14 protein-coding genes are annotated in these 13,104 nt (G+C 72.6%); 6 read left to right on the forward strand and 8 right to left on the reverse strand.

What is annotated here, in order from left to right; translation table 11 throughout:
- Positions 1 to 21 precede the first annotated feature (21 nt).
- Positions 22 to 1,119, forward strand: coding sequence for an adenosine deaminase (locus ACFO0B_RS22130; RefSeq protein WP_378614444.1), 1,098 nt, complete (start codon positions 22 to 24; stop codon positions 1,117 to 1,119).
- Between the two features lie 4 nt (positions 1,120 to 1,123).
- Here the strand turns inward: ACFO0B_RS22130 and ACFO0B_RS22135 are convergent, their stop codons facing one another.
- From ACFO0B_RS22135 to ACFO0B_RS22155, 5 genes are read right to left on the reverse strand one after another with little or no spacing between them, the layout of a single operon-like run.
- Positions 1,124 to 2,380: a primosomal protein gene (locus ACFO0B_RS22135; RefSeq protein ID WP_378614445.1), complete on the reverse strand. Its 1,257-nt coding sequence runs from the start codon at positions 2,378 to 2,380 to the stop codon at positions 1,124 to 1,126.
- A 33-nt stretch (positions 2,381 to 2,413) separates the two neighbouring features.
- Entirely contained in the window at positions 2,414 to 2,755 is a 342-nt protein-coding gene (locus ACFO0B_RS22140) for a YbaB/EbfC family nucleoid-associated protein (RefSeq protein WP_378614446.1), read from the reverse strand.
- Positions 2,752 to 3,102, reverse strand: a complete 351-nt coding sequence (locus ACFO0B_RS22145) for a hypothetical protein (RefSeq protein ID WP_378614447.1) — start codon at positions 3,100 to 3,102, stop codon at positions 2,752 to 2,754. The genes ACFO0B_RS22140 and ACFO0B_RS22145 overlap by 4 nt, the downstream gene beginning before the upstream one ends.
- Positions 3,099 to 4,211, reverse strand: coding sequence for a C40 family peptidase (locus ACFO0B_RS22150; protein WP_378614449.1), 1,113 nt, complete (start codon positions 4,209 to 4,211; stop codon positions 3,099 to 3,101). Before ACFO0B_RS22150 ends, ACFO0B_RS22145 begins: the two co-directional genes overlap by 4 nt.
- A gap of 4 nt (positions 4,212 to 4,215) precedes the next feature.
- Positions 4,216 to 4,533 (reverse strand): hypothetical protein, encoded by a 318-nt coding sequence (locus ACFO0B_RS22155; protein WP_378614450.1) that lies wholly within the window; start codon positions 4,531 to 4,533, stop codon positions 4,216 to 4,218.
- 120 nt (positions 4,534 to 4,653) lie between these two features.
- On the opposite strand from ACFO0B_RS22155, the gene upp reads away from it, so the two are divergent.
- The gene (upp, locus tag ACFO0B_RS22160) at positions 4,654 to 5,277 is read left to right on the forward strand and encodes a uracil phosphoribosyltransferase (RefSeq protein WP_378614451.1); all 624 of its coding nucleotides are present in this window, start codon (positions 4,654 to 4,656) and stop codon (positions 5,275 to 5,277) included.
- 69 nt (positions 5,278 to 5,346) lie between these two features.
- Here upp and ACFO0B_RS22165 read toward each other — a convergent pair whose 3' ends face one another.
- Both ACFO0B_RS22165 and ACFO0B_RS22170 read right to left on the reverse strand, forming a co-directional pair.
- Positions 5,347 to 6,849, reverse strand: a complete 1,503-nt coding sequence (locus ACFO0B_RS22165) for a phospho-sugar mutase (RefSeq protein WP_378614452.1) — start codon at positions 6,847 to 6,849, stop codon at positions 5,347 to 5,349.
- Positions 6,850 to 7,629 carry a purine-nucleoside phosphorylase gene (locus tag ACFO0B_RS22170; protein WP_378614453.1) on the reverse strand — a complete coding sequence of 260 codons (780 nt, stop codon included), beginning with the start codon at positions 7,627 to 7,629 and terminating at the stop codon, positions 6,850 to 6,852.
- Between the two features lie 106 nt (positions 7,630 to 7,735).
- On the opposite strand from ACFO0B_RS22170, the gene ACFO0B_RS22175 reads away from it, so the two are divergent.
- The 3 genes from ACFO0B_RS22175 to ACFO0B_RS22185 all read left to right on the forward strand — a co-directional run bounded on the left by ACFO0B_RS22175 (position 7,736) and on the right by ACFO0B_RS22185 (position 10,951).
- A complete protein-coding gene (locus ACFO0B_RS22175) occupies positions 7,736 to 8,443 on the forward strand; it encodes an enoyl-CoA hydratase-related protein (protein ID WP_378614454.1) in 708 nt (235 codons plus the stop codon).
- Positions 8,444 to 8,564: 121 nt separating this feature from the next.
- Entirely contained in the window at positions 8,565 to 9,770 is a 1,206-nt protein-coding gene (locus ACFO0B_RS22180) for a M20 family metallopeptidase (protein WP_378614455.1), read from the forward strand.
- A gap of 35 nt (positions 9,771 to 9,805) precedes the next feature.
- Positions 9,806 to 10,951: a M20 family metallopeptidase gene (locus tag ACFO0B_RS22185; protein ID WP_378614456.1), complete on the forward strand. Its 1,146-nt coding sequence runs from the start codon at positions 9,806 to 9,808 to the stop codon at positions 10,949 to 10,951.
- Here the strand turns inward: ACFO0B_RS22185 and ACFO0B_RS22190 are convergent.
- Entirely contained in the window at positions 10,948 to 11,427 is a 480-nt protein-coding gene (locus tag ACFO0B_RS22190; protein ID WP_378614457.1) for a gamma-glutamylcyclotransferase, read from the reverse strand. The two genes, ACFO0B_RS22185 and ACFO0B_RS22190, sit on opposite strands and share 4 nt — an antisense overlap.
- A gap of 172 nt (positions 11,428 to 11,599) precedes the next feature.
- Between ACFO0B_RS22190 and ACFO0B_RS22195 the strand changes: the two genes are divergently transcribed.
- Entirely contained in the window at positions 11,600 to 13,000 is a 1,401-nt protein-coding gene (locus ACFO0B_RS22195; RefSeq protein ID WP_378614458.1) for an NAD(P)H-quinone dehydrogenase, read from the forward strand.
- Positions 13,001 to 13,104: the final 104 nt, after the last annotated feature.

A 13,104-nucleotide genomic window follows, 5' to 3' on the forward strand; every position in this document is an offset into this window, starting at 1 on the left:
GATGGCGGCTAACGTTGGAGCATGACAGGACCGATGCCGCTCACCCTCGCCTCGATCCGCCGCGCGCCGAAGGCGCTGCTGCACGACCACCTGGACGGTGGCCTGCGCCCCGCCACGGTGCTCGAACTGGCAGGCGAGTGCGGCTACGACGAGCTACCGGCCGCCGACGCGGCGAGCCTCGCCACCTGGTTCCGCGATGCCGCCGACAGCGGTTCGCTGGAGCGCTACCTGGAGACCTTCGCACACACCGTCGCCGTCATGCAGACCCCGGACGGGCTGCGCCGGGTCGCCCGCGAGTGCGTCGAGGATCTCGCCGCGGACGGCGTCGTCTACGCGGAGGTGCGCTTCGCGCCGGAGCAGCACCTGGCCCGCGGCCTCACCCTGGACGAGGTGGTCGAGCACACGCTCGCCGGCTTCCGCGAGGGCGAGGCGCTGGTCGCGGCCGCGGGCGGCCGGATCACCGTGGTCTGCCTGCTCACCGCCATGCGGCACGCGGCCCGCTCACTCGAGATCGCCGAGCTCACCGTGCGCTTCCGGGACCGCGGCGTCGGCGGCTTCGACATCGCGGGCGCCGAGGCGGGATACCCGCCCACCCGGCACCTGGACGCCTTCGAGTACATGCGGGCCAACAGCGCGCACTTCACGATCCACGCAGGCGAGGCCTTCGGGCTGCCATCGATCCACGAGGCGCTGGCCTACTGCGGCTGCGACCGGCTCGGCCACGGGGTGCGGATCACCGACGACATCACCGTGCCGGGCTCGGTCGCCGACGCCGAGCTGGGACTGGTGGCGAAGTACGTGCGGGACACCAGGATCCCGCTGGAGCTCTGTCCCTCGTCCAACGTGCAGACCGGCGCCGTTCCCTCGCTGGACAAGCACCCGTTCGACCTGCTCGCCCGGCTGCGCTTCCGGGTCACGGTGAACACCGACAACCGGCTGATGAGCGACACCACCATGAGCAAGGAGATGCTCAAGCTGGTGCAGACCTTCGGCTACGGCTGGAGCGATCTGGAGCGCTTCACCATCAACGCGATGAAGTCGGCGTTCATCCCGTTCCCGGACCGGCTGAAGATCATCGACGACGTGATCAAGCCGGGCTACGCGGTGATGCTCGGCTAGCGGTTCACTTCCGCTGGTCGAGCTTGGCCTCGAACCAGGTCTCCAGCTCGCGCCACGCGGTGGCCTCGGCCTGGAACGGCGGGCTCGGAGCCAACCGGGTCGGGTCCGGGTTGAGCAGGTAGGAGACGTACCAGCCGAGCGGGGTGGAGGGGGCGAGCGCCTTCTCCACCGCGTCGTCCTCGGCGTAGTCGGCGGCGTCGGTGAAGAGCTCGACGGCGAGGTCGAGCTGGTCGACGTCGACGGTGAGCGGGCCCTCGCCGAGGTCGTCGCCGAGACCGGGAAGCACGTAGACGTTCTCGTCGGTGACCTCGACCTCCAGCGAGCCGTCGATGGCCGCGGTCTGCACCTCGTCGTAGGTGCTCACCCTGGCCAGATCGTGCTCGTGGTCGTCGGCGAGGTGCCTGGCCAGCGCCCGCTCCGAGTCGAAGACCGCGATGGAGCCGCCGCGGCCGAGGAAGATCGGCTCGTCGTCGAGGTAGCAGCGCAGGGTGAACCAGGTCCCGTCGGCGGTGATGATCTTGACCGGGTCGATGCCGACCTCGGCCCAGAACGACTCGTCCTCGTCCTCGTCCTCGGCGTCCTCGTCGTCGGCCTTGGTGAGATCGACGGCTTCGAACTCCTCGCTGTCCGCGGCGTCGTCGGCGTCGACCACGTTCTCCTCGGCGGCGAGCAGTTCGGCCTCGGCCACCGCGACCGCATCGGCATCCACCTCGGGCGACTTCACCACCCCGTCGATGGCATCGAGCACGCTGTCCCAGCCCTTGGCGATGGCGGCGCCGATCTGGTCCCAGAGCTCCTCGCCGTCGCGGCCGGTGAAGGCGTTGGGCCCGCCGGGCAGCGCACCGAGCACCGGGTTCCCGCCGAAGAACTTGGTGACGGTGTCCAGCTCGCAGACCTCGCCGATATTGCGCACCATCTCGAGCGTGTCTTCCAGCTCGGCGACGGTGTCGGAATCCGGGTCGGCCGCGGCCAGCTCGGGAACCCCGACCAGATCGAAGCTGTGCTCCTCCTCCGGCTCCAGCTCCGCGGCGGAGAGCCCGGCCACGACCTTCCAGGCCGGATGGTCGACGAGATCGTTGTCGGAGTCGGTGCGGATGAACGCGGCGAGCTCCGCGACGGACTCGAATCCGTACAGGCTGTCCTCGTGCCCGAGGAACGCCTCCCACTCGTCGTCACCGTCCCGCCAGCGCGGTGCCCAGAGGGTGACGAGATCGCCATCGGTCAGACCGAGCTCGATCGGGACGATGTCTCCAGAAGCCATGGGCGGAAGCCTATCGACCTTCCGGCTCAGGCACTATCCCGCCTGCCCCGGCCCGGCCGCGGCACCGGGAGCCGGCGCCGGGGCGAACGACTCGTTCAGTGTCGCAACGACCTTCGAGCGCTGCCCGCCCGCCTCCTCGGCGGCCTGCCTGCAGGCCCAGACGATGAGCCTGCCCACCTCGGTGGGGGGAAGCGTGGTGACGGCCTCGGAGAGCCGCAGCGCGGTGAGCGCGCCGTCGCTGTCCACCTCGACCTCGACCGCGCCGTCCTCGGTGGCGAACCGGCCGCGCACCTGCTTCAGCCCGTGCAGCGCCGCCTCCAGCGCCTCCAGCTTGCTGGTCGCCCCGGCGACCAGCGCGTCCATCTCCGCGCTCATACCGGCCTCATCCAGCTCGTCGGGCCGGTGTCCGCGTCGTCCATCCGGTCGAGTTCGTCGACCGCCTGGTTGCGGGTGGGCAGGCCGAGCCGGTCCAGGATGTCGGCGGGCATGCCCGCCTCGCTCAGCGTCTCGCGCCGCTTGGCCTTCGCCGCGATGGTGGAGCGCTTGGTGAGCCGCAGGATCTCGTCGGCGAGCGCCTGCGCGCCGTACCGGTACTCGCTGCGCTCGAAGCCGATCTCCACCGGCATGCCCTGGTCGGTGGCGCGCACCGTGATGGTGCCCGCGCGATTGCTGCTGGCCGCCACGGTGACCGGCGGGACGCCGGGCTCCTGCTGCTCGCTCATGTGGTCGGCCTGTAGAAGCCGTAGAAGTCCATCCCCGAATTCTCCGTTCGCACCGAACTGATCTGGACCGGGTCACCGGCCTCGACGAACTGGCCGTTGCCGATCACCATCGCGACGTGCCCGTCCCAGATCGCCAGGTCGCCCGGCATGAGGTCGCCCGCGGAGATCTGGGTGGCGCCGCTGCCCTGCTCGGCCGCGAGCCGGGGCAGCTCGACCCCGGCCTCGCCGTAGGCGTACTTGGTGAGCCCGCTGCAGTCGAGCCCGGCGCCGGGGGAGTTGCCGCCCCAGACGTACGGGGTGCCGACCGTGCCGAGCGCGGCCTGCACCGCGGTGGCGGCCTGCTCGTTCGGCGCCTCCACCTTGCTGCCGTCCGGCAGCGTGATCTCCACGCCGTCGCGGGTCGGCGCCGCGGAGCCGGTGTCCGGCTGCTGAGTGCTCGGCGACGGCGTGGTCGCCGACGGCGTCGCTGCCTTCGAGGCCTCGGTGACCAGCGGATTGTTCATCACGGTGCTCAGCAGTGAACCGGCGCTGCTCGCCACTCCGCTCGCCCCGGAGAGCAGCTGCTGCGGAATCCCGGACGAGGCGAGGGTGGAGGCGAGCGAGGTGGACGGCGGCGGCGTCAGCCCGTTCATGCTCGCGGTGTGCGTGTCCAGCTCGCCCTGCACCCGCCCGACCACGCCGACCGCCTGGTTGATGTGGTCGATGGCGGAGCCGATCACGGCGGTGATCCCGGGCGGGGTGGCGATGGCCGGGCCCAGCGCGGTCGCGGTGGAGACGAAGGACTGCAGGATGCCGTTGAGATCCTTCTGCCCGCCCTCCACCTCGGCGGCGGCCTGGTTCACCACGGTCGCCATCTCGGTGTTGGTGTCGGAGATCGTCGCGGCCGAGGTCTGCACCCGGAGCGCCTTCGCGGTGGTGGCGTCGGCGGCGGTGCCGTCCCACGCGGTGTTCACCTGATTGATGCTGGTGCGGCCGAACTCGTGGATCCGGTCGACCGCGGCGGAGGTGGCGCGCAGCGCGTCGGCCGGGCCGCCGGCGGGCAGCACGCCGGAGCCGAACGAATTCAGCAGGTCGACCAGCGGTTTCGCCAGTGCGTCGATGTCGATCACGCGCTCACCCGTTCGGATCGACGGGCGCGATGGCGGCCGCGCTGCCGAGCTCGGTGTCCGCGATGGCGCCGGCCGCGGCCGTCACCGATCCGCCCATGCTGGTCAGTACCGCGGAGAGCTGACCGATGGCGGCGACCTGGCCCGCGTGCGCCGTGGCGTACGCGGCCATGAAATCACCGCCGATCAACCCCATGATCGGGCCGAGCAGCGCGGGCCCCGCCCCCGCCGCCGACGTGCCCGCCGCGGCCATCTCCCCGGCCATGATTTGCGCGGACGCACCGTAGGCGACGATGCCGTCGGTATCCGCCGATGTCTTGTCCATGACAGCCCCCCATCCGTTTCCCACGCAGAGTACGTCATTCACTCTCTTCGACGCGCCCGCTCGGCCGCCGGTTCCCCGGCTCGGCGCCGAATTTCCCCGGCGCGACCTTATCGTTCCATCATGCGCACCCACACCGTGGACCATCCGCTGGCCGCCGCCCTGCTCACCACGTTGCGCGACGCGCGCACCGGGAACGCCGAGTTCCGCTCCGCGCTGCGTGATCTCACCGGGATCCTCGTCTACGAGGCGCTGCGCGACGCCCCGGTCACCCGGTTCGACGTCACCACCCCGGTCTCGGTCGCCGACGGCACCCGGCTCGCCGCGCCGCCGCTGCTGGTCCCGGTGCTGCGGGCCGGGCTCGGCATGGTGCACGCCGCCGCGGCGTTCGTGCCGGACGCCAGGATCGGCTTCGTGGGCGTGGCGCGCGACGAGGCGACGCACGAGCCGGTGCCCTACATGGAGTCGCTGCCGGCGGACCTCTCCGACGTGCCGGTCTTCGTGCTCGACCCGATGCTCGCGACCGGCGGCTCCATGCGGCACACGCTGGAGTTGCTGGTGGCGCGGAAGGCCAGGGACATCACCGCGCTCTGCGTGGTCGCCGCGCCGGAGGGCATCGCCACGCTCGGTGACTCGGGATTGCCGGTGCGCCTCGTGACCGCCGCCATCGACACCGGCCTGAACGCCGACGCCTTCATCGTCCCCGGCCTCGGTGACGCGGGCGACCGCCAGTTCGGGCCGCGTTGAATTGTCGCGCCTTCGGCGCGACGGGGTTCGCGCCCTTCGGGCCGGGCGCGAACCCGGTGCGGGGTGCGTTCAAGTGGGTTGCAGGGTGGTGCAGAAGTCGCGGAGGGCGGCCAGGCGCTCGGCGGCGGCTTTCCTGACGTCGGGGAGGGCGGTGGCGTCGGGGACCGGGCGGACGACCTCGAGGTAGCACTTGAGCTTGGGCTCGGTGCCGGAGGGGCGCACCACGATCCGGTCGCCGTCGCCCTCGAGGACGAGGGCGTCGGTGCGCAGCGGGCCGCGGGTGGCGGCCAGGTCGGTGTAGCGCACCGGCGCCCCCGCGATCCGTTCCGGCGGGGCGGCGCGGAGCGCGGCGACGACGGCCGCCGCGGCGTCCCGGTCGGTGAGCCGGAGCGAGACCTGGTCGCCCGCGTGCACGCCGAACTCGACGGCGTAGCGGTCCAGGTCGGCGAGCAGGGTGGTGCCCGCGGCGCGGCGCCTGGCCACCAGGTCGGCGGCGAGCACGGCGGCGGAGATGCCGTCCTTGTCCCGGACGGCCGCCGGGTCGACGCAGTGCCCGATGGCCTCCTCGTAGGCGTAGACCAGCCCGTCCCCGGCTCTGGCCAGCCACTTGAAGCCGGTGAGCGTCTCGGCGTAGCGGGCGCCGCGCGCGGCGGCCACCCGGCCGAGCAGCCGGGAGGAGACGAGGGTGGTCGCCACCAGGGCCCCGGCCGGTGCGGTGCGCAGCACGTCGCCGCCGAGCAGCACGCCGGTCTCGTCGCCGCGCAGCATGCGCCAGCCGTCCGGGCCGGGCACGCCGACGGCGCAGCGGTCGGCGTCCGGGTCCAGCGCGATCGCCAGGTCCGCCCCGACCCGCTCGGCCAGCGCCAGCAGCAGGTCGGCCGCGCCCGGCTCCTCCGGGTTGGGGAAGGCGACGGTGGGGAAATCCGGGTCCGGCTCGAACTGCTCGGGCACCACGTGCACGTCGTCGAAGCCCGCCGCGGCCAGCGCGCGCAGCGCCACCGCGCCGCCGACGCCGTGCAGCGGGGTCAGCGCGATCCGCACCGGTGCACGCTCGCCGGGCCCGCCGATCCGCCGCGGAATCCCGATCACTCGATCCAGGTACGCGGCGAGCGCACCGCCGTCGGCGGGGGCCACCGCGGTCCGCGGGATCGGCTCGGTGACGGCCCGGATGGCGCGCTCGATCTCGGTGTCCGCCGGGGCGACCAGCTGCGCGCCGCCCTCCAGGTAGACCTTGTAGCCGTTGTCCGCAGGCGGGTTGTGCGAGGCGGTGATCTGCACCCCGGCCACCGCGCCGGTCGCGCGCACCGCGTGCGCGAGCACGGGGGTCGGCAGCGGCTCCGGCAGCAGCGTCACCCCGAATCCGGCCGCGGCGAGGATCTCCGCGGTCACGGTGGCGAACTCTGCCGACCCGTGCCGCGCGTCCCGGCCGACGACGACGCGCCCGCCGCCGAGACAGCGCGCACGCAGCCAGGCGGCGAGCCCGGCGGTGGCGCGCGCGACGGTGACCGCGTTCATACCGTCCGGCCCGTCCCGCAGCGGGCCGCGCAGCCCGGCGGTGCCGAAGCGCAGCATCTAGAGCCGCTCCAGGATGCCGCGCAGCAGCTTGCCGAGCCGCGGCGCAGCGGCATTGCCCTCGGCCAGCACCTCGGCGTGCGAGAGGTTGGCCCCGGTCACCCCGGCGGCCAGGTTGGTGACCAGCGAGATCCCGAGCAGCCGGACGCCGAGCGCGCGCGCCGCGATGGCCTCCAGCACGGTCGACATGCCGACCAGGTCGGCGCCGATGGTGCGCAGCATCCTGATCTCGGCGGGCGTCTCGTACTGCGGGCCGATCAGCCCGGCGTACACCCCGTCGGCGAGGCTCGGGTCGATCTCGCGGGCCAGCGCGCGCAGCTCCGGATCCCAGGCGTCCACCAGGTCGACGAAGGTGGGGCCGGTGAGCGGGGTGCGGGCGGTGAGGTTGAGGTGGTCGGCGATGAGCACCGGCTCGCCGACGGCCATGCCGTCCCTGATCCCGCCCGCGGCATTGGTGAGCAGCACGGTCTCCGCGCCTGCCGCGACGGCGGCGGTCAGCGGGACGACCACCTCGGCGGGGGAGTACCCCTCGTAGAGGTGCTGGCGGCCCATGAGCAGCAGCACGTCGGTGCCGCCGACCCGCACCGAGTGCACGGTGCCGACGTGGCCCTGCGCGGTCGGCATGCCGAAGCCGGGTAGCTCCGGCATCGGCACCGACGCGGTCGGCGTTCCGATCTCCGCGGCCGCGTCCTGCCAGCCCGACCCGAGCACCACCGCGACGCGGTGGCGCGCTACCCCTGTCCGCTCGGCGATCGCCGCGGCGGCCTCTTCGGCAAGCATGGGGTCACGATAGTCGGGGGCGGTGCGCGCTTCGGCGCTGGTGTGGCCCCGGTCACCGCCCGGCCTCGGCTACCCGCCGGTAGGGTGGCCCGGTTACGCTGCCCGCATGCCGTATCTGGAGCGCCGGGGTGACGTGTTCGTGCTGTACCTGGGATCGGAGGAGCAGCACGGGGCGGACGAGGAGAACCGCTTCCACCCCGACGTGCTCGCCCGGTTGAACGCGCTGCTCGACGAGGTCGAGGGCGCCGAGGGGCCCGCGGCGCTGGTCACCACCGCCACCGGCAAGTTCTTCAGCAACGGTCTGCACACCGACTGGCTCTTCGCCAACCCCGGGGAGATGCACGGCTACCTGGACAGCGTGCACGCGCTCTACGCGCGGCTGCTCACCTTCCCGCTGCCCACCGTCGCCGCCGTGAACGGCCACGCCTTCGGTGCCGGCGCCATGCTCGCCACGTCGCACGACTTCCGGGTCATGCGCGCCGACCGCGGTTACTGGTCGCTGCCAGAGATCCACCTCGGCATGCCCTTCACCGTCGCGATGAACGCCCTGCTCACGCACCGGCTCACCAACCAGGTCGCGGTCAAGGCGATGACCACCGGGCACCGTTTCGGCGCCGACGAGGCGATCTCGGCGGGGATCGTGGACACCAAGGCGGGGGCGGACAGCGTGCTCGACATCGCGGTCGAGCAGGCCGCGGGGCTCGCGGCCAACCGCAAGCCGAACCTGGCCGTCATCAAACGCGCCCTGCACGGCGCCGTCCTGGCGGACCTCGCCACTCCGACCACGCCGGAGAATCTCGCGTTCGGTGTCTGATCGTCGCGCCTGCGGCGCGACGGGTTGCGTGCCCTTCGGGACGCGAGCCGGGCGCGCAACCGTTCTGCTCACACCGGGTTGAACGGGCGGTAACCACCGGGGTAGTGCCAGACTGGTCGGCATGCCCGGGATCGACGCACCGACCGACGGTGCCGTCGCGCGGGTGCACGCGTCGGTCGAGGCCGCGAAGGATCGGCTGATCGGGCTTTCGCATGCTCTGCACGCCGATCCGGAGCTCGCCTTCGACGAGGTGCGCAGCACCGCGCGGACGATCGAACCGCTGCGCGAGCGCGGCTTCGCGGTGCGCACCGGGGTCGCCGGGCTGCCCACCGCCTTCCGCGCGGTCTACGGCAGCGGCGAGCTGACCGTCGGGCTGTGCGCGGAGTACGACGCGCTGCCGGAGATCGGCCACGCCTGCGGGCACAACATCATCGCCGCCGCCTCGGTCGGCGCCGGGCTCGCGCTCGCCGACGCCGCCGACGAACTCGGGCTCACCGTCGTCGTGCTCGGCACCCCGGCCGAGGAGAGCGGCGGCGGCAAGGTGATCATGCTCGACCACGGCATCTTCGACGACCTGGCACTGGCCATGATGGTGCACCCCGGCCCGTTCGACGTGGTGGGCGCGCGCTCACTGGCGCTCAGCGACCTCTCGGTGCTCTTCCACGGCCGCACGGCGCACGCCAGCGCGGCGCCGGAGCGCGGCCGCAATGCCGGCGACGCCGCCACCATCGCCCAGGTGGCGCTCGGCCTGCTGCGCCAGCACCTCGGCCCCGGCCAGCAACTGCACGGTATAGTCAACGACGGTGGCGTGGCCCCCAACATCGTGCCCGGACGTGCGGAATTGCTGTATTACCTACGCGCAGCCGATTCCGCATCCCTCGATGATCTGACGCGCCGAGCGTCGGATTGCTTCGCGGCGGGCGCCCTAGCGACCGGCTGCACCCACGAGATCCGGACGCTCGCGCCGACCTACACCGAGCTCACGCCCGATCCGGCCCTGCTCGCCGTGTACCGCGAGCAGATCACCGGCCTCGGCCGTACGCCGCTTCCGCCGGAATTCGAGGCGCAGCGGCCGCTCGGCAGCACCGACATGGGCAACGTCACCAACATCGTCCCCGGCATCCACCCGGTGATCGGCATCGAGGCGGATGGCGCCGTGACGCACCAGCCGGAGTTCGCCGCGGCGAGCGTCACCGCCTCCGCCGACCGCGCCGTGCTGGACGGCGCGGTCGCGCTGGCGTGTACCGCGGTGTCCGTTGCCCGCGATGAGCAACACAGGAGCAGTCTGTTGCAACGACTCGTTCGACGACAGGAGGATATTCGGTGAGCACGAGCGGTCATCTGGTGCGATCGGGCCGGAACGTGGTTGACACGTGGCTGGCCGAGCACCAGGTGGACCTGGTCCAGTGGCGCAGGCACATCCACGCGAACCCGGAGCTGTCCAGGACCGAGTTCGCGACGACGGAGTTCGTCGCCACCTGGCTGACCAAGGCGGGGCTGGCGCCGCGCGTCCTACCCGGCGGCACCGGCCTGCTCTGCGACATCGGCCCGGACGGCCCGCGGATCGGGCTGCGCGCCGACATGGACGCGCTGCCGCTGCAGGAGTTCACCGGGCTGCCGTTCTCCTCCACCGTGCCCGGCGTCTCGCACGCCTGCGGGCACGATGCGCACACCAGCATCCTGCTCGGCACCGCGCTGGCGCTGGCCGATGCCGACCTGCCGGTCGGCGTGCGGTTCGTCTTCCAGCCTGCCGAGGAGGTCATGCCCGGCGGCGCGATCGACGTGGTCGCCACCGGGGCCATGCGGGGCGTCGAGCGGATCTTCGCGCTGCACTGCGACCCGCGGCTGGAGGCGGGCCGGGTCGGGGTCAGGGTCGGGGCGATCACCTCGGCGGCCGACACCATCGAGCTGGTGCTCGACTCGCCCGGCGGGCACACCTCGCGCCCGCATCTCACCAGCGACCTGGTCTACGCCATCGGCACCGTCATCACCGGGCTGCCCGGCCTGCTCAGCCGCCGGATCGACCCGCGCACCAGCACCGTCATGGTCTGGGGCGCGGTGAGCGCGGGCAAGGCGCCGAACGCCATCCCGCAGACCGGCATGCTCACCGGCACCGTGCGCACCGGCGACCACGCCACCTGGGAGCTGCTGGAGCCGCTGGTCCGCGAGATCGTCGACGCGCTGCTCGCCCCCACCGGGGTGCGCTACCAGCTGAACTACCGGCGCGGCGTACCGCCGGTGGTGAACGACGAGCGCTCGACCCGGATGTTCGAGGCCGCGATCAACGACCTCGGCCCCGGCGCGCTCGCCGACACCCCGCAGTCCGGCGGCGGCGAGGACTTCTCCTGGTACCTGGAGGAGGTACCGGGCGCGATGGCGCGGCTCGGCGTCTGGTCCGGCCGGGGCGACCCGCTCGACCTGCACCAGCCCACCTTCGACATCGACGAGCGCGCGCTCGCCGTCGGCGTGCGCGTGCTCAGCAACATCGTGCTGCAGGCCGGGAGCTAGACCGAGAAGTTGCCCGGCCCGACGTTGCGGCTGTTCCTGGTCCGCAGCGCGTGCACGTAGTCGGCGGGGGCGCCTGCCTTCTCCGCCGCGTCGGCCATCACGCCGATGTAGCGCGCGGATGGCAGGCCGCCCTCGTACGCGTCCAGTACGTAGAGCCAGGCCAGCACCGGCTCGGAGCCGCTGCCCGTGCTCGGGGTGACGCGCAGCCGGATCTTCCGGTGGATGCCGAAGTCCGAGCCCTCCCAGCGGTCCAGCCGCTCCTCGTCCTCCGGGGAGACGTCGTAGAGCACGACGAAGACCCGCGAACCCGGCTCCTCGACGACGGTTGCCAGCGGGCCCTCCCAGCCGATGTCGTCACCGGCGAAGGTCAGCCGCCACCCCTCCAACCAGCCCGTTCCCGACATCGGGGAGTGCGGACAGCGCTCTTGCATCTGTGTGGAGTCCATGTTGGATCCGTAGGCGGCGTATATCGGCACCCGGAGAGCGTATCCAATGTCGCCGCCGGGGCCACCCGGTCCCGGCGGACCGGCTCGACTTCCGGCGCGGCGGGTTCGCCGCGCGGGCTGGCGAGCCGGTCCGAGCTCGGCCGATTACGGTTGTCGGCGGAGCTCCGGAGATCCCGGGACCAGCACGAGCGAGAGGTGACCCATGACCCGCATCGCGATCATCGGCGGCGGCCCGGCCGGCTACGAGGCCGCGCTGGTGGCGGCGCAGCACGGCGCGGCGGTGACGCTGATCGACTCCGACGGCATCGGCGGCGCCTGCGTGCTCTGGGACTGCGTTCCGTCGAAGACCTTCATCGCCTCCACCGGCATCCGCACCGATCTGCGCCGGGCCCGCGATCTCGGCATCACGCTCGACCCGAAGCAGGCCGGGGTGCGGTTGCCCGAGGTGAACCAGCGCGTCAAGGCGCTGGCGCTGGCGCAGTCGTCGGACATCCGCTCCAAGCTGCGCGCCGCCGGGGTCACCCTGCTGCCCGGATACGGCTCGCTGCAGGAGCCGGTCGGCCGGGCCGAGCACCGGGTGCTCGTGCGCGACGGCGACGGCGCCGAGCAGACCGTGGAAGCCGAGGTGGTGCTGATCGCCACCGGCGCGAGCCCGCGGGTGCTGGCAGGCGCGGAGCCGGACGGCGAGCGCATCCTGACCTGGCGGCAGCTCTACGACCTGGCCGAGCTGCCGGAGACCCTGGTCGTGGTCGGCTCCGGCGTCACCGGCGCCGAATTCGTCTCCGCCTACACCGAACTCGGCGTCCAGGTGAAACTGGTCTCCAGCCGCGACCGGGTGCTGCCCGGCGAGGACGCGGACGCCGCGCTCGTCCTGGAGGACGCGCTCGCCGAGCGCGGCGTCGAGCTGGTCAAGCACGCGCGGGCGGACGCCGTCGAGCGCACCGCCGACGGCATCGTGGTGACGCTCTCGGACGGGCGAACGGTCACCGGGTCGCACGCGCTGATGACCGTCGGCTCCACCCCGAACACCGGCGGGCTCGGGCTGGAGAAGGTCGGCATCGAGCTGGACCGCGGCGGCTACCTGCGGGTGGACCGGGTCTCCCGCACCCCGGTCACCGGGATCTACGCGGCTGGCGACTGCACCGGGCTGCTGCCGCTGGCCTCGGTCGCCGCCATGCAGGGGCGGATCGCGATGTACCACGCGCTGGGCGAGGGCGTCAGCCCGATCCGGTTGAAGACGGTCTCCTCGGCGGTCTTCACCCGGCCGGAGATCGCCACCGTCGGCGTCAGCCAGACCGCGATCGACAACGGCGAGACGCCCGCGCGCACCGTCATGCTCCCGCTGAACACCAACCCGCGCGCCAAGATGTCCGGGCTGCGCCGCGGTTTCGTGAAGATCTTCTGCCGTCCGGCCACCGGCGTGGTGATCGGCGGCGTCGTGGTGGCGCCCATCGCCTCCGAGCTGATCCTGCCGATCGCGCTCGCGGTGCAGAACAACCTGACCGTGAACGACCTGGCCCAGACCTTCTCGGTCTATCCCTCGCTCACCGGCTCGGTCATCGAGGCCGCGCGACAGCTCATGCGGCACGACGATCTGGGCTGAGCGTCCCACGAAAAGCAGGTGTCACCTGCGTGAACACTGTTGTGCGGCAGCGCGGTTGACCTGGCGCGGACGGTACTCTCCACATTGCCAGTGTCGGACAACTG

The organism is Nocardia jiangsuensis (assembly GCF_042650385.1).
GTDB lineage: Bacteria > Actinomycetota > Actinomycetes > Mycobacteriales > Mycobacteriaceae > Nocardia > Nocardia jiangsuensis.